General features: G+C 63.5%; 16 protein-coding genes and 1 pseudogene. 12 read left to right on the top strand and 5 right to left on the bottom strand.

The features are described 5' to 3' along the window. Position 1 precedes the first annotated feature (1 nt). The 4 genes from JRZ79_RS16930 (at position 2) to cheF2 (ending at position 3,338) form a co-directional block, all read left to right on the top strand. Positions 2–1,141 carry a chemotaxis protein CheC gene (locus JRZ79_RS16930; RefSeq protein ID WP_010902688.1) on the top strand — a complete coding sequence of 380 codons (1,140 nt, stop codon included), beginning with the start codon at positions 2–4 and terminating at the stop codon, positions 1,139–1,141. Beyond that, positions 1,138–1,605, top strand: coding sequence for a chemotaxis protein CheD (locus JRZ79_RS16925; RefSeq protein ID WP_136361299.1), 468 nt, complete (start codon positions 1,138–1,140; stop codon positions 1,603–1,605). Before JRZ79_RS16930 ends, JRZ79_RS16925 begins: the two co-directional genes overlap by 4 nt. Beyond that, positions 1,602–2,408, top strand: a complete 807-nt coding sequence (gene cheR / locus JRZ79_RS16920; RefSeq protein WP_012289253.1) for a protein-glutamate O-methyltransferase CheR — start codon at positions 1,602–1,604, stop codon at positions 2,406–2,408. The genes JRZ79_RS16925 and cheR overlap by 4 nt, the downstream gene beginning before the upstream one ends. A gap of 66 nt (positions 2,409–2,474) precedes the next feature. After that, entirely contained in the window at positions 2,475–3,338 is an 864-nt protein-coding gene (gene cheF2 / locus JRZ79_RS16915; RefSeq protein ID WP_010902685.1) for a chemotaxis protein CheF2, read from the top strand. A 28-nt stretch (positions 3,339–3,366) separates the two neighbouring features. On the opposite strand, the gene cheF1 is transcribed toward cheF2, so the two are convergent. The 5 genes from cheF1 to JRZ79_RS16890 form a co-directional block, all read right to left on the bottom strand. Beyond that, entirely contained in the window at positions 3,367–4,239 is an 873-nt protein-coding gene (gene cheF1, locus JRZ79_RS16910) for a chemotaxis protein CheF1 (protein WP_010902684.1), read from the bottom strand. A 143-nt stretch (positions 4,240–4,382) separates the two neighbouring features. Then, positions 4,383–5,603 carry a HEAT repeat domain-containing protein gene (locus JRZ79_RS16905; RefSeq protein ID WP_205252616.1) on the bottom strand — a complete coding sequence of 407 codons (1,221 nt, stop codon included), beginning with the start codon at positions 5,601–5,603 and terminating at the stop codon, positions 4,383–4,385. Positions 5,604–5,672: 69 nt separating this feature from the next. Further along, positions 5,673–6,254 carry an archaellin/type IV pilin N-terminal domain-containing protein gene (locus tag JRZ79_RS16900; protein ID WP_205252615.1) on the bottom strand — a complete coding sequence of 194 codons (582 nt, stop codon included), beginning with the start codon at positions 6,252–6,254 and terminating at the stop codon, positions 5,673–5,675. 11 nt (positions 6,255–6,265) lie between these two features. Then, positions 6,266–6,856, bottom strand: a complete 591-nt coding sequence (locus tag JRZ79_RS16895) for an archaellin/type IV pilin N-terminal domain-containing protein (protein WP_136361298.1) — start codon at positions 6,854–6,856, stop codon at positions 6,266–6,268. Positions 6,857–6,867: 11 nt separating this feature from the next. Beyond that, positions 6,868–7,449 carry an archaellin/type IV pilin N-terminal domain-containing protein gene (locus tag JRZ79_RS16890; protein WP_205252614.1) on the bottom strand — a complete coding sequence of 194 codons (582 nt, stop codon included), beginning with the start codon at positions 7,447–7,449 and terminating at the stop codon, positions 6,868–6,870. Positions 7,450–7,613: 164 nt separating this feature from the next. Here JRZ79_RS16890 and JRZ79_RS16885 point away from each other — a divergent pair, with 164 nt between their 5' ends. The 8 genes and pseudogenes from JRZ79_RS16885 to JRZ79_RS16850 form a co-directional block, all read left to right on the top strand. After that, on the top strand, positions 7,614–7,853 hold the full coding sequence (locus JRZ79_RS16885; RefSeq protein WP_010902679.1) for a hypothetical protein: 240 nt from the start codon (positions 7,614–7,616) through the stop codon (positions 7,851–7,853). A gap of 55 nt (positions 7,854–7,908) precedes the next feature. After that, positions 7,909–9,819 carry a methyl-accepting chemotaxis protein gene (locus tag JRZ79_RS16880; RefSeq protein ID WP_205252613.1) on the top strand — a complete coding sequence of 637 codons (1,911 nt, stop codon included), beginning with the start codon at positions 7,909–7,911 and terminating at the stop codon, positions 9,817–9,819. After that, positions 9,816–10,286, top strand: a complete 471-nt coding sequence (locus tag JRZ79_RS16875; protein ID WP_010902677.1) for a FlaD/FlaE family flagellar protein — start codon at positions 9,816–9,818, stop codon at positions 10,284–10,286. Before JRZ79_RS16880 ends, JRZ79_RS16875 begins: the two co-directional genes overlap by 4 nt. Before the next feature lie 104 nt (positions 10,287–10,390). Then, complete coding sequence (locus JRZ79_RS16870) at positions 10,391–11,908, top strand: FlaD/FlaE family flagellar protein (RefSeq protein WP_205252612.1); 1,518 nt, start codon at positions 10,391–10,393, stop codon at positions 11,906–11,908. Continuing rightward, complete coding sequence (locus tag JRZ79_RS16865) at positions 11,892–12,329, top strand: fla cluster protein FlaF (protein WP_136361293.1); 438 nt, start codon at positions 11,892–11,894, stop codon at positions 12,327–12,329. Before JRZ79_RS16870 ends, JRZ79_RS16865 begins: the two co-directional genes overlap by 17 nt. Then, entirely contained in the window at positions 12,330–12,785 is a 456-nt protein-coding gene (locus tag JRZ79_RS16860) for a CARDB domain-containing protein (protein ID WP_010902674.1), read from the top strand. It abuts the gene before it with no gap. Continuing rightward, positions 12,782–13,552 (top strand): ATPase domain-containing protein, encoded by a 771-nt coding sequence (locus JRZ79_RS16855; RefSeq protein WP_010902673.1) that lies wholly within the window; start codon positions 12,782–12,784, stop codon positions 13,550–13,552. Before JRZ79_RS16860 ends, JRZ79_RS16855 begins: the two co-directional genes overlap by 4 nt. Positions 13,553–14,220: 668 nt before the next feature. Further along, positions 14,221–15,453, top strand: a pseudogene (locus tag JRZ79_RS16850) (type II/IV secretion system ATPase subunit); the annotation flags it as partial.

Below are 15,453 nucleotides of genomic sequence, written 5' to 3'. Positions count from 1 at the left end.
GATGCGTGTCGATCTCGACGCCGTTGCGTCGTTCAGCCGCACGGGCGACGAAGGCGGTCAGCGCGCGGCGGACTCTCTGGAGACGCTTACGGGTATTCCTGCCAACTGCCAGCTCACGCGAACCGCGCTCGTCGACGCCGACGGACTGTCGGTGTTCCTGGGGGACTCCTGGGAGCGCATCAGCGTCGAGTTCGACGGCGCACTCACCGGTCGTGCAGTGCTGTCGTTCGACGAAGCGTTCGCCGACCACGTCGAAGACGAACTCGGCGTCGGAGCCGCCGCGCTGCCCGAAGTCGCGAACATCCTCACCAGCGGGTTCGTCGACGTCTGGGCGGCCGACGACGAGGACACCATCGAGATCGAGCCGCCCGACCGCCTCGAAGACGAGCACCGCGTCGTCCAGGACGCTGCGGTCATCGACGACTGTGCGTTCGTCTTCGAGAGCCAGATCGTGTTGTCCTCGACGCAGGGCACCTGCCGGTTTGCGGTCCTCCCGGACGTCGAGTCGTTCGGGTCGTACGTCACCGAGCCGGACGCGGAGTTCGCGCTGTCGGATCTCGCCAACCACATCCAGGTGGCGTCAGTGAGCGCCGAAGCCGTCTCCTCACACCTGGAGATGATGACCGGGACGGACGCGACGCTCGTGGAGTCACACGTGGACTTCGTGCCCGTCGAGCGGGTGCCATCGCTGCTCGACGACGCCGCCTACGAGGGCGCGATCTTCGAAAGCGAGGGGGTCGTCGACAGCGTCATCGCGATCCTGTTCGACGAGACCGAGCCCGGTGCGGTCGCGGAGCTACTGCTCGGGGACGCCGATGCCGGCGCGGAAATGGCCGAAAGTGCCGTCTCGGAGCTGGGCAACATCACCGCCAGTGGGTTCATCGACCAGTGGGCGAACGCACTGGACACCACGATCGACATCTCGACGCCGTCCCACGTCCGTGACGCCGGTCGTGCCGTCCTTGACACCGTCGCGGCAGCCTACGGCGAGCGCGCGGACACCATCGCAGTGGTGAACGCCACGATCACACTCGGGCCGGACGTGACGTGTCGGGTCTGCACGTTCCCCAGCCCCGAAGACGCCGATCAACTCGCGGACATCGCTGACAACCTCGCCGCCGACGCGAGTGAGGAGTCGTGACGATCCGCGTTGGCGTGGCGGACTGGCGTGTCACGGACGACGACGACGCGGTGTTGGTCACGAGCGGGCTGGGATCGTGTGTCGCCATCGCGGTGCGTGATGCGCGCAGCGGTGCCGGCGGACTGTTGCACGCGATGCTGCCGGAAGCCGACGGCCCCGTGGACACGCCCGCGAAATACGTCGATTCGGGTCTCGACGAGATGGTGTCGGCGCTGCTCCGCCTGGGCGCGAGCCCGAGCAGCCTCACGGCGAAACTCGCCGGCGGGTCGACGATGCTCGACCTCTCGATCGGGGACAGCGTCGGCTCCCGGAACGTGTCGGCCGCCGAACGCGCGCTGGCCGACGCGGACATCGAGTTGCTCGCGTCCGAAACCGGCGGGGACAGCGGACGGTCGGTGTCCTTTAGTCCGAGCAGTGGGGATGTTACCATAGACCGAGTTGATGCCGAGGTGCACGTAATTTGACTGACTTCCAAACCCTGCTTGAGTTCATCGAGACCGAGACCGGCTTCGCAACCAGCTACTACGACGAGTCGTACCTCGACCGGCGCGTGTCCGCGCGGATGCGCCGCCGCGGCGTCGAGGAGTACGCCGGCTACCTGACGCTGCTTGAGGAGGACGACGACGACGAACGCGCCGAGTTGCTCGACACCCTCTCGGTGAACGTCACTGAGTTCTTCCGCGACGAGAAAGTGTGGACCGCGCTCCGGGACGTGCTCTTGGAGCTCGCGGATACCGTGCGCTCGATCGACATCTGGAGTGCGGCCTGCGCGGACGGCCGCGAGCCGTACTCGCTTGCGATGCTCGCGTTGGACGCGGGCCTCGACCCCCGGAACGTCTCCATTCTGGCCACCGACATCGACGAGGACGCGCTGGCGAGAGCACGCGCGGGACGGTACGAAAGCACGCGCACCGCCGACATCAGCGACCAACTGGGGTTCTTAGACAACCCCCAGGAGTACGTCGACCGCGAGGGCGATCGTGCGTTCGTCGTCAACGACCGCGTCAAGGACCTCGTGACCTTCGAGCGCCACGACCTGATCACTGGCGACCCCAAATCGGGGTTCGATCTGGTGGCGTGTCGGAACGTCTGCATCTACATCGACAAGCAGTACAAGCTTCCGATCCTCGACACGGTCAGCAAATCCCTCCGTGAGGGCGGCCACCTCGTGCTCGGACAGACGGAGACGCTGCCCGGTGAGGTCAAAGAACGCTTCGAGGCGGAGGACCCACGCATCCGGATCTACAGTCGGGTCGCTGACACGTGACCGGCGCGGCAGAGGAGTAACGCTTATTCACCCGCCTCCACGACGTATAATTGAGTATACGGGGGTATGTCGGAATCAGCAATCGCAGACTTCGTCTCGTCGTTTATCCCGGATACAGCGACGCACGTCGAACCGGTGCGTGGCAGAGTCGTCATGAGCAAGCGCCGGATCGTGCTTGCCGCCGACGACGAGAAGACAACGATCCCCCTCAACGGTGTGTTCGACGTCCAACACGAGACCGCGCCCGGCGACCTCGCGCGGTTCTTCGAGGACACAGTCACGATCGCCTACGAACACGACGAGGACCGTCACGTCGCGGTCATTGAGGGCGGTGGCAGCACCGTCGACCGGTTCGTCACTCTCGTCTTCAAGGCGCTGGTCCACGGCACGACCGTCTACGCCAAACACCCGGCACGCCGCGGCGGTCGGATCACCGACCAACCCTTCGAGAAGGGGAACCTCGCGCTCTCGCCGGGTGACCTCACGATCACCGGCGACGCCGACACCACCATCGACCTCTCGACGGTGTCGCATTTCGAGCGCGTCGACCGCGAGGTCAACGGCTCGAACAAACAACTCCTGTCCGTGCGACACATGGGATCGACCGGCCCGATCACGACCGAACTCGCGCTCAGCTCCGGCCGGAAGATGAACCTGCTCGGGCGCTACATCCGCCTCCAGTACACCCACCTCAAACAGGAGTTGGCGGACGTCACCCTCACCAGCGAGGAAATCGAGGCCCTGGTCGCGATCTACTCCAGCGGCCCGAACGCCAGTCTCGCGGCCGTGCTGGGCGTCGACGCCTCGCGTGTCACGATGTTACTCAACGACCTCATCGAGAAAGAACTGGTCACCGACGACGACGGCATCGCGCTCACGTCGCTGGGGCGGGCGGCGGTCAGCGAACACATCGAGGACGTCAACCTCTGAGTGGCGTCCGAGGGGAGCAGCCCCACGATCACTCCTCGTTGATCGCTTCGCTGGCGATGTTGCGGCCCCGCGTTTTCATCGTGACCTCGCGGCGCTTGCGCACCTCCTCGAGGACGTCGACCTCGATGAGGCGCTCGAAGATCGACTCGACCTCGTCCACGTCCATCCCCAGGAAGTCCGGGATCTCGAACGACGACACTCCGGAATACAGCGCCATCAGCACCCGCTTTTCCGTTTCCGAGAGTTCGACCGACCCCTGGCTTTTCTCGGCTTCCTTGGTCAGCAGTGACTCCAGTATCGACGCCGTGTGCGAGTCGGTGGCGAAATACGTCTGCACGCTCGTGTCCCGGTTGACGGTGTGTTCGACTTTCAACACCGGCTTCGTGTCACCGTTCACCTCCAGGGACGCGGCCTCCGCCGATCCGACGTCGTCCAACTCAACGGAGACGAACGACCCGTTCGACATCGCAACGCTCAGCTCCGATTCGTCGACCTTGATGCGGGCACGCTCGAACTGCTCGTCGGTCACCACACCGCCCTCGACGGCGGGATGCTTCACCTGTAGCTCCGTCTGGTCCAGCAGCGCCCCGTAGAGCTTGCTCTCGAAGGTCTCCGTGTTGTCACCCAGCGAGACCAACATCACGCTCTCGTTGGTCATCCTGATGCTCACGTAGTTCCCGACCTTCGCGACGGTCTGGTTCACGTCGTGTCGGCCGCTCAGCCCCTGGACTTCCGACAACGGGAGGTTCCGCTTCCCCTCGCTGCCGGCCAGCACGATCCGCTTGTTGGACAACAGGATGCGACCCTTCGACCACTGGGCGTCTTTCATCCGCCGGCCGTCTTTGACGGCCTGCAGGAACTTCCCGGACCCGTCGGCTATCTTGTACTCTGACTCGCTCATTCCTCACCTGCGATCGGCGCTTCGGGCGCGGCCCACACCTGGCCCGTCTGATACCGCGCACCCGGACTCATTCACACATCCCTTTTCTGCAAACGTATTTAATGCTTTGCGTGCAATTCTCGCGACTGAAACCGCCACCAGTGTTACGTTTTTCCGCCCAGCTTCGAGATCGCCGAGAACGCCCGCCGCCGCACCTCTTCGCTGTCCGTTTCGTCAACCAGTCGCTCCAACCGCTGGCGGGATCGATCCCCGCCGACCTTCCCGAGCGCGAACGCCGCCATCGCAACCGCGTCCTCGCCGTACTCCTGTGTCTCGACGACCTCAAGCAGTGACGTCTCCACGGACGCGCCACCGATCTCCGCCAGCCCCGTGGCCGCGAACTGCGCGATCAGATCGTCGTCTTCGCCCAGCAGCTCCCGGAGCGCCTCGATCGCGTCCATCTTCGTGCGCTGATCACCGGCGACCCGCCCCAGCATCCACGTGGCGTTCCGGCGCTGGTGTAGCTGCGTTCCCTCGTCGATGATCTCGATCAGCGACTTGATGATACTCGGGTCGGAGCGCGCCGACATCCGGTCGACGATCGTTTCGCGCAGCTCGTGGCTCTGATCCGGTGGCACGTTCGACAAGATCTCGATCAACGAGAAGACGGCCGCCCGCCGCACCAGGTCGCTTTCGTCACCCAGCCGCTCCACGAGCGCGTCCACTGGCTCGGCGGTCTCGAACCGCCCCAGCGAACTCACGGCTGTCCGCCGCATCGCCTCGCTGTCGTCTTCGACCACCGACAACAGCCCATCAAGGGCCTGTTCGGTCGTCAGTCGTCCGAGTGACTCGGCGGCTTCCCGGCGAACTTTCAACGGCTCTCCGTGCAGACAGTCGACGAGAATCCCCGTCACTGCGGGCTGTTCGATCCGTCCCAGTGCCCGCGCGACCCGCGCCCGAACACCGACGTGCTCCTCGGTCTGTAGCTGCTCCGCAAGCGGCCGCGCGGTGTCCTCGACGCCGAGCAATCCCAAGACGTTCGCGGCCGCCATCCGCAGCTCCGGCGTCTCCGACTCCAGGTTCTCCACGAACGCTTCGGCCTGCGCCCACGTCGCTCCACTGTCGGGCACTTCCTGGTCTAACCCACGCATCAGCGCGTCGACCGCCTCTTGCTGTGTTAACGCGTCAATGGCGGCCGCACGCACCGACTCGTCGTCGTCGCTCATCGCGTCAACGAGCGCCTGGATCCCCTCCGGTTCCGGCTCGTCTAAGTTCCCGAGGATCTCCGCCGCGCGCCGACGAACCGTTTCCTTCTCGCTTTCCTGCAGCAGCTCCACGAGTTTCTCGACATCCCCGGAGCGCTCCAGCCCGTACAGCGATGGCACGCCTAGACAGACGACACGCGACTACAAAATGATATCGTTCAACGGGGGCGGCGGTGCGAAACGCGCGTCTTACAGCTTGACGGCGTTTTTGTCCTTGAGCGACTCAGGGACGTTCGCCCAGTAGGTGGTTTTCGAGCCGTACTGCGTGGTCACCGTCAACTGCACTTCTTCACCGGAGCTGAGGGTGGAGCTGACGCCGCTGGCGTACATGATGACCTTGATGCGGTCGGACTGCTCAACCAGCACGTCAGCGTTGTTCCCCTTGATGGATTCGGTGGTGAAGTTTTCACCCAGGGAACTCGGGCTGTTCGACGAGTACGTCAGGGTGGTGGCTCTGTCCGGGCCGATCCACTGGATCGTGGATTTCGTGAGGTTGATGTTGTCGGCTCCGGCGGCCTGGCGCACAGTGAGGTTCACGTAGTCGACTTTCTCGCTGTTGACGTTGCCGTACGCGGAGACGATGTTGATGCGGTTGGAGACCTGTGCGGAGGCTTCCTCACCGGTTGCCGACCCCTTGGATTGGAGGTAGCCGGCGGTGTTGATGAGGACGCCGGCGGCGATCGCGGCAACCAGCACCATCGCGATGAACACGATGAGCGTGCCGATCCCCACTTGACCGCGCTCGTCCTCGTCAGTGATGAACTCGAACATGAGCGTGTGTGTTATAGCGTGACGGCGTTTTTGTCCTTGAGCGACTCAGGGACGTTCGCCCAGTAGGTGGTTTTCGAGCCGTACTGCGTGGTCACTGTCAGCTGGACCTCTTCGCCAGCCTTCAGTCCATTGGTGGTGATCGCAGCCGCGTCCATGACGATCTCGATGCGGTCGGACTGGTCAACCAGCACGTCCGCGTTGTCGCCCTTAATCGAATTCGTGGTGAAGTTCTCGGCGTCGGCAGCACTACCGTCGTAGGTCAGGGTGGTGGCGGTGTCCGGGCCGATCCACTGGATCGTGGATTTGCTGAGGTTGATGTTGTCGGCCCCAGCGGCCTGGCGCACCGTCAGGTTCGCGTAATTGACTACCTCGGTTGAGCCAGACGTGTCCACGTTGCCGTACGCGGAGACGATGTTGATGCGGTTGGAGACCTGTGCGGAGGCTTCCTCACCAGTTGCGGACCCCTTCGATTGGAGGAAGCCAGCGGTGTTGATGAGGACGCCGGCGGCGATCGCGGCGACCAGCACCATCGCGATGAACACGATGAGCGTGCCGATCCCCACTTGACCGCGCTCGTCTTCGTCAGTGATGAATTCGAACATGAGCGTGTGTGTTATAGTGTGACTGCGTTTTTGTCCTTGAGCGACTCAGGAACTTGCGCCCAGTAGGTGGTTTTCGAGCCGTACTGCGTGGTCACCGTCAACTGCACCTCGTCACCAGCGCCGAGGTTGGAGCTGACGCCGCTGGCGTACATGATGACCTTGATGCGGTCGGACTGGTTGACCAGCACATCGGCGCTGCTGCCCTTGATGGATTCGGTGGTGAAGTTTTCACCCAGGGAACTCGGGCTGTTCGACGAGTACGTCAGGGTGGTGGCTCTGTCCGGGCCGATCCACTGGATCGTGGATTTCGTGAGGTTGATGTTGTCAGCCCCAGCGGCCTGGCGCACGGTGAGATTCACGTAGTCGACTTTCTCGCTGTTGACGTTGCCGTACGCGGAGACGATGTTGATGCGGTTGGAGACCTGTGCGGAGGCTTCCTCACCGGTTGCCGACCCCTTGGATTGGAGGTAGCCGGCGGTGTTGATGAGGACGCCAGCGGCGATCGCGGCGACCAGCACCATCGCGATGAACACGATGAGCGTGCCGATCCCCACTTGGCCGCGCTCGTCTTCGTCAGTGATGAACTCGAACATGAGTGTGTTGTTGTCCCGCCCCCTCTCCCGATCGAGACTGCTGGGGCTTACCCATACAGATCGGCCATCGATACAAAAGTGTAGGGCTGTGGTTATCACTGGTGAAAACCAATAATTTGCGCCGTACCGAACCGTTAACGGCGAGTCAGCTCGTCCTCGTATCTATGGATCAGATGGATTTTTCAGCGATCCGCCATCGGGTAAAACTATTAGAGGACACCGGCCGATCGCGGCTGTTCGAGAACCGGGATGCGGTCGCGTGCCCGGTCTGTGGCCAGCCGTTCGACCAGGCGCTCGTGTCACGGAACGACACTGAACAGCTCGCTCCGGATGCGGGGCTGTCGCTGTGCCTGCACAGGGGAACCGACCGAATGGTCGTGTTCACGCACGCGGACGATTCTTAGAACTGATACACGGTGGGGAACTATTTTGTATGTGGTTCTCCCGACCTACTGACGAATGCTGCGCATCTTTCGCAAACTGCTCGGTCGCGGCGCTGGGACGCCGGCGACGGACGGCGGCACGGCAGCGAGTGCCGTGTCCTTCGAGGACGCCGACGACGCAATGGCGGGCCTTCAGGAGCGCTACAGCGTCGACCAGCGGGATCTCGATCCGACGCTTCCGGCGGACGCCGCCGACCATTTCGACGGACTGTTAGACGAGACAGCGCCGACGCCGGAGTCGTACCTTCCGGTGTACACCGCGGCCGACGTCTCGGCGGGGGCATTCGTCGACGCGTACACGACGCCCGCGGACGCGGTTGTCGACGCGGTGTTCCAGCAGCTCCGTGAGGGCGGCGTCGACGGTGCAGCCGTTGACCACGCCGAGCGCCAGCTCAAAACCGGGATGCATGCGGTCGTTGAGGACGCAGCCACGGGTGTTGCTGCGTACGAAACGGCGGCTGGGCCGGCCGGCGACTCGTCCGACGGCGGCACCGAAGAGGAGCTGAACGTCGACGACGACGCGCTCTTGGACAGCATCGGCATGCCAGTGTTCATGCTGGACGCCACCGGCAGCGTCGTCGCGTGGAACGAGACCATCGAGGAGCTCACCGGCTGCAGCAAAGCCGACGCGATGGGGATGGACCACGCCAGCGAAGCCTTCTACCCCGATGACCGGCGCGTCAAAACGCTCGCCGACAAGGTCATCGAGTCGCCGCGGTCGGCGGCCGCGGAGTTCGACATCGAGCGCTCCGAGGAGAAGGCCCAGCTGTACGCCGACACGAGCGTCATGACCGACCAGGGCGGCACCGATAGGCACATTCGGTTCAAGGCCAGCCCGATCTTCGACGACGACGGGGAGCTGCTGGCCGTGGCCGAAACGATCGAAGACCGCACCGAAGACGTGCGTCGCGCGGACGCCGTCGAGGAGTTGGTCGACGAACTCAGCACGACCATCGATGCGCTGTCCAGCGGGCAGCTCTCGAAACGGGCGTCGTTCGAGCACGAGGGGATAATCAACGAGCAACTCGTGTCGGTTGTGTCGGCGCTCAACGGGATGGCCGACCAATTCGAACGGCTCGTCGGGCAGGTGGACGGCCAGACACAGGAACTGGCCGACACCATCGAGCGCGCCACCGCCGACGCGACCGACATCGCCGACACGGTCAGTTCCCAAAACGAGATGTTGTCGTCGGCCGCCAACGAGATGGAGAACTTCTCGGCGAGCATGCAGGAGGTCGCGGCGAGCTCCGATCAGGTTGCGTCGGCCGCCGAACAGGCCCAGGACGCGGCCGAAAGCGGGTTGGAGGCCAGCGAGGGGGCAAACCAGGCCACCAACGAGGTCATCGACATCAGCGACGACCTCATGGAGAGCGTGTCCAAACTGGAGTCGAGAATGGACGAGATCGAGGACGTCGTTGAAGTGATCGCGGAGGTCGCCGACCAAACGAACCTGCTGGCGCTGAACGCGAACATCGAGGCGGCGCGGGCCGGAGAGGCCGGCAGCGGGTTCGCCGTGGTCGCCGATGAAGTCAAGGAGCTGGCAAACGAAACCCGCGAACACACCGAGCGCATCGCGGGCAGCATCAGTGATGTCCAACAGCAGGCCAACGAGACCGTGCTCGCCGTCGAGGAGTCCCACGAGCAGATCCACCGGGCCGGCGACGAGATCGACGACGCGCTCACCGCGCTCGAGGAGATCGCGACCTCTGTGGACGAGGCTGCGACCGGCATCACCGAGGTTGCGCGCGCGAACGACGAACAGGCATCGACGGTCGAAGACGTGATCGTCACGATCGAGGACGTCCAACAGCAGGCCGAGGCGGCGGCGGCGGCGTCCGATCGGATCGTGTCCGCGACCCAAGAACAGTCGACGGCTGTCTCGCAACTGAGCGAGCGCGTCGACAAACTGACCACGGATAGCCAATGACATTGAACCCACGCGAGTACGACCCGGAAGAGTTGCGCAGTGCCGCCCGCGCGGGCGGCGACGAGAACATCCGAGAGCTCAAAGAGCGCCTAAAAGAACACGAGCAGACCACCGAGGAGGCGGTGCGCTCGGCACAGCTGAAACAGCTGCTGTTCATGCACTCGAGCGCGTCGGTGGAGAGCCTCGAACGCCCGTACTTGGAGACGATGCCGGGGCAGTACGCCGCGGAGATCACGCTGTTCGAGTGGTTGGACTTCCTGCTGGAGCGTGGCGGGGTCAAGCGCGCACTGAAGGCGATCGAGTATTACGAGACCGTGGGCTGGGTGAGCGCGGACGCCGCCGAGCGGCTCCAGGGGCACGTGCGTGGGTTTTCGGGGCCGGCGGACGACGACTCACACAGTGATCTGGAGATGTCCGATCACGTCCTGAGCCTGGTGTATATCGCGCGACTTTCATCGATGCAGTGATAGGATCGAAAACCGAGTCACTGGGCGGCGACTCGGGGTCCGATTTATCTGATTGAGAACTGGGGGAGAACATTAATTACCTGCGGCTCTCGTTATCTATTCCGATGACGATTATCGACCTCACCCCGACTGCCGTGGTCTTCCTGCAGTTCGGGGCACTGGTCGTCGGAATGGCCAGTTGGCTCGACGACGAGGGGTCAGAGGACTCCGGCGGCGGTGGTGGCGGTGGTGGCGGCGACGACTCAGATCTGGACATGGACGAGGACTTCGATGACGACTTCGACGACGAGTTCGGGTCCTTCGATGACATGGACGGCGGCGGCGGCGACGGTGCGGGTGGCGCCGATTCGTCCGTCAACGAGCTCGAAAACCGTATCGAAGATCTGGAAACCGAGGTCTCAAACGTCGCGTCGAAAGCCAATACCGTCCGGAGCGAGAACGAACAAATAAGCGAGAGTGTCGAGGACGTCGAGGAGAACGTTCGAAAGCTCCTCGAGATCTACGAGATGGTGACACGCGGTGTGAACCCGTTCGTCGACGACGTGGATCCGAACGCCGCTGGTGGGCCTGGGGGCGGCGGCGACAGCTTCGGATTGTTCGACGAGGACGAAGAGGACAGCGACGAAACCGGCGATCTCGATACGGATGTCGCCGAGGCGGAAGCCGACGAGTTCTTCGAGGACGACGCGTTCGACGACGACTTCGAGGACGACGACGGCGAGATGGATGACGAGTTCGGCGACTTCGAGGACGACGACGAGGAGATGGACGATGAGTTCGGTGACTTCGAGGACGATGACGAGGAGATGGACGATGAGTTCGGTGACTTCGAGGATGATGACGAGGAGATGGACGACGAGTTCGGCGACTTCGAAGACGACGACGACAGCGAGGATGCCGATGACGGCGAAGGTGGTGGGGGAACGTCCTTCGAGGAGCTCAAAGAGGAGTACGAATCCGGCGACGCGGACTGGGCGGAAGGCGAGGAGATCGAGGGCGAGGCGGGAATCGAAGCCGAAGACAAGCCCGACATCGGTTTCGACGACTCGGACCTCGAAGAAGACGATGCCGACGACGCGTTCGAGGACGATCTCGATGATGCCGGTGACGACTTCGAGGCCGAGGCGGACGCCACAGCGGACGACGACGAGGAGATGGCTGCGGACAGCGGCGACGACGGATTGGTGTCCGAGCCGGACGCGGACCCGGGCGGACGGATGAGCGCACCGACGGGACCGGGAGCAGCCCCCGGGCTGGCAGTCGGGGGCGAGGACGGCCCGCATCTCGCCGAGCCGCCGACCGGGTACCTCGCCGATGTCGTGTGCTTGGAGTGGTTGGAGTACCTCCTGACCGAGTTCGGCCCGAAGAACACGGTTCGGACGATCAACTACTACGAGCGCATCGGATGGATCGGAGAGCCGGTGCGCGACCAGCTGTTCGACTTCCTTGAAGGGCTGACCGACTCGGATTATCTCTACCGCGAGGAGTTCGGAAGCACTGAATTGACAATGGACGACCACCTAGAGAGTCTCGAATATATCGAAGAGCTAGCAAGCGAAGACATCGAGCGCGTCATCGTTGACCGCTGCGAGGACCTCCATAGGAATGGGATTCAGCGTTAGCGGGTCCGCGGCGATCCTGTTCATCGCCGCGTTCGTGAGCGTCGGAATCCTCTATTCGGCGGCGTTCAACGGGTTCGAGCGTGTCCAAGACGCGAACAACGCGCGCAACGACCGCGTGCTGACTGCGAAGAACACGGTGGTGGAAGTGGCGAACACAACGTACGACTCAGTGAACGACACCGTGACGGTGAACGCAACCAACAACGGCTCGACGACGCTGTCCGTTTCGCAGACCGACGTCCTCGTAGACGGTGAGTACGTCACCGACAGCGCGTACGTGTCGTCGTCGGTCGCTGGGAACTCGCAGACGGACCTCTGGCTGCCCGGCGAGACGTATTCAGTGACAGTGCCGACCGGGTCGGCCCCAACACGAGTGAAGGTGGTGACGGGAACGGGTGTCACAGCCACGGAGGTGGTCTGAGTGGCGAGCGTGTCGTCGTCGACGCTGATCATCTTCATCGCGTCGATCCTCGTCGCGGCGTCGGTCGCAGGCACGATGACGAACGGCGTACAACGCTTGAGCGGGGCGTTGAGCGATCGGAGCGTCGACGTGAGCCACCAGATCGAGACCGACGTGTCGATCATCAGTGATCCGGGGAGCCCGAGCGCGGTGTACGACGGCGCGAACACGACCCTGACGCTGCTGGTGAAAAACACCGGCTCCGAATCGTTGCCCGCGGACGCGAGCACGATCAACGTTATCGTGGACGGAGAGTACAAGACTGCAGTGAGCGTGTCGGTGGTTGACGGAAGCGGGTGGCAGCCGGGAAACGTGTTGAAAGTGGACGCGACGAACGTCGATCTCAGTGCCGGTGACCACCGCGTCGTCGTGCTAGCCAACGGGGATCGAGAAGTCCTGGAGTTGAGAGTCTCATGAGCACGCGCACACTGTATTCGCTTGGACTGGACGAGCACGACCGACTGAACAACGAGCTCGGTGGCGGCATCCCGGGCGGCAGCATCGTCCTCGTCGAGGGCGATTACGGTGCGGGGAAGTCAGCCATGAGCCAGCGGTTCTCGTACGGGCTCTGCGAGGAGGAAAACGCCGTCACGCTGGTGTCCACGGAGCTGACCGTCCGTGGGTTCATCGACCAGATGCATTCGTTGAGTTATGACGTCGAGGAGCATCTGCTCAACGAGAACCTCCTGTTCTTGGAGGCCGACGTCGACACCGGGAAGAGCGCGCTGCGGGGTGGGGCGTCCAGCAACGACGACGACGGGAGCCGCAGACAGCTGTTGAAGCGGCTGATGGAGGCCGACCGGATGTGGGACGCCGACGTTGTGGTCGTGGACACCTTCGACGCCATCCTGCGCAACGACCCGAACTTCGAGGCGCTGGTGCGGGAGAACGAGGAGCGCCAGGCGGCCCTCGAAATCATATCCTTTTTTAGGGATCTGGTGTCGCAAGGAAAGGTCATTGTTTTGACCGTGGACCCCAGTACTGTTGACGAGGAGGCGATCGGTCCGTTCCGATCGATCGCCGACGTCTACCTCGAACTCGAGATGGTCGAGGTGGGCAACGACGTTCGGCGGTCGATCGCCGTTCGACGGTTCGCGGGGATGGGCGAACAGGTCGGCGACTCCATCGGATACTCGGTGCGGTCCGGCACTGGAATCGTCATCGAAAGCCGCAGTGTGGCATAACAGGAATACACATGGCAGACCATGGGAGTCGACAGATCGGTCACGAACTCCGGGAGACGGCGACCCGCTACACGCACCTCCAGGAGTATCTCCAGCGGTTCAAACAGTTCACCGGCGAGTTCCCGGAGCTGATCGACGAACCGACCGACGACTGGGAGGCCGACAAGCCGAACGTCGTCTACCCTGTGGGCGGCCCCATTTTCTGTCACGTGTACGGTGACCTGGGAAAAGACACCAAATACTACACCATCGAGCCGGAGCTGTCGGGGCCCGAAGCGGCGGTGTTCAAGAACGTCCAGGAGCGCATCCTCGAGAAGTCGGTCAACAAACCCGCGCCGGAGGCCGAGGCCGAGTACGACGACCGCATCGAAGAGCTGCTAGAGGAGACCGTTCGCATCTCCGACGACAAGTCCGACGACGTGTTCCACAGGGTGCGCCAGCTCCCGAACAACCTGGGATCGCTGGTGAAGAACTTCGACGCGTCGACGGTGGCGGATCGGATGGTCGGCGACGATCGTGGCCAGATGTCCCTGGACTCCGGTGACTTGTCCGCCCAGCAGATGCGTGCGGGAGCGCGCCGGGTCGCGTCGTCGCCTCGGGACGCGATCAACCGCGTTCAGCGCGCGGTCCCGATGGTCCGGGAGGCGCTTGAGGAAGCGTTCGGGTTCGGTCGCATTCCAGTCTCGGAGACGACCTACGAGAACATCCGGTACCAGTTGAACCGCGACATCGTCGGGTTCGGACCGCTGGAGCCGGTGATGCGTGACCCCTACAACGAGGACATTCACGTCATCGGCCCGACCGGCTGTTACGTCGACCACGGCACCTACGGGATGCTGGAGACGACCGTTGACTTCGGGACGCCCGACGAGTTCGACGGCTGGCTGCGGAACATGGGCGAGCGGATGGGCGACCCGGTCTCCGACAGCGACCCCATCGTGGACTCGACGCTGCCCGACGGCTCCCGTATCAACATCATTTACAGCGACGACGTCTCCCTGAAGGGGCCGTCGCTCACCATCCGACAGGGCGACGACGTGCCGCTGTCGGTCGGGCAGATCACCAAGTGGGGGACGCTGTCGCCGGAGCTCGCGGCGTACCTCTGGCTGTGCCTGGAGAACGAACAGACGGTGTTCGTCGTCGGGGAGACGGCGTCGGGGAAAACCACGACGCTGAACTCCATCATGTCGTTCATTCCCCGGGATTCGAAGATCTACACCGCGGAGGACACCGCCGAGGTCATTCCGCCACACGACACCTGGCAGCAGCTGCTCACCCGTGAGGGGCAGGGCGAGAACTCCGCGGACGTGGACATGTTCGATCTGGTCGCGGCGGCGCTGCGGTCGCGCCCGGACTACATCATCGTCGGCGAGGTGCGTGGGGAGGAGGGACGGATGGCGTTCCAGGCGGCCCAGACCGGCCACCCGGTCATGCTGACGTTCCACGCAAGCGACATCGTTTCGATGATTCAGCGGTTCACCGGGGAGCCGATCAACGTCCCGGAGACGTTCATGGACAACGCCGACGTGGCGCTGTTCCAGAACCGCGTGAAGCAGGGCGACGACGTGTTGCGACGCGTCACCTCGGTCCAGGAGATCGAGGGGTATTCCAAGGAGATGGGCGGGGTCGTCACCCGGCAGGCGTTCTACTGGGATCCGGTCGAGGACGAGATCGTCTTCCAGGGCCGGAACAACTCCTTCGTGCTCGAAGAACAGATCGCGACGCTGCTGGGGTACGCCGACACGCGGGAGATCTACGACGAGATGGATTTCCGCGCTGAGATCCTCGAGCGCATCATCCAGGAGGACCTCATCGGCTACCACGATTTCAACGACACGATTGCGGCCTTCCAGCGTGACGGCGTCGAGGGACTGCCGTTCACGATCTCACGCGGGTTCTGA

The organism is Halobacterium sp. BOL4-2 (assembly GCF_016917835.2).
Taxonomy (GTDB): Archaea; Halobacteriota; Halobacteria; order Halobacteriales; family Halobacteriaceae; genus Halobacterium; species Halobacterium salinarum.
This window is presented reverse-complemented; position numbering and strand designations above follow the sequence as displayed.

Bases quoted from the DNA above. Each gene is read 5' to 3' on its own strand.
- JRZ79_RS16895 (WP_136361298.1), bottom strand. From the start codon at position 6,856: ATGTTCGAATTCATCACTGACGAAGACGAGCGCGGTCAAGTGGGGATC.
- JRZ79_RS16875 (WP_010902677.1), top strand. From the start codon at position 9,816: ATGACATTGAACCCACGCGAGTACGACCCGGAAGAGTTGCGCAGTGCC.
- cheF1 (WP_010902684.1), bottom strand. From the start codon at position 4,239: ATGAGCGAGTCAGAGTACAAGATAGCCGACGGGTCCGGGAAGTTCCTG.
- JRZ79_RS16870 (WP_205252612.1), top strand. From the start codon at position 10,391: ATGACGATTATCGACCTCACCCCGACTGCCGTGGTCTTCCTGCAGTTC.
- JRZ79_RS16880 (WP_205252613.1), top strand. From the start codon at position 7,909: ATGCTGCGCATCTTTCGCAAACTGCTCGGTCGCGGCGCTGGGACGCCG.
- JRZ79_RS16890 (WP_205252614.1), bottom strand. From the start codon at position 7,449: ATGTTCGAGTTCATCACTGACGAAGACGAGCGCGGCCAAGTGGGGATC.
- JRZ79_RS16900 (WP_205252615.1), bottom strand. From the start codon at position 6,254: ATGTTCGAGTTCATCACTGACGAGGACGAGCGCGGTCAAGTGGGGATC.
- JRZ79_RS16885 (WP_010902679.1), top strand. From the start codon at position 7,614: ATGGATCAGATGGATTTTTCAGCGATCCGCCATCGGGTAAAACTATTA.
- JRZ79_RS16930 (WP_010902688.1), top strand. From the start codon at position 2: ATGCGTGTCGATCTCGACGCCGTTGCGTCGTTCAGCCGCACGGGCGAC.
- JRZ79_RS16855 (WP_010902673.1), top strand. From the start codon at position 12,782: ATGAGCACGCGCACACTGTATTCGCTTGGACTGGACGAGCACGACCGA.
- JRZ79_RS16865 (WP_136361293.1), top strand. From the start codon at position 11,892: ATGGGATTCAGCGTTAGCGGGTCCGCGGCGATCCTGTTCATCGCCGCG.
- cheF2 (WP_010902685.1), top strand. From the start codon at position 2,475: ATGTCGGAATCAGCAATCGCAGACTTCGTCTCGTCGTTTATCCCGGAT.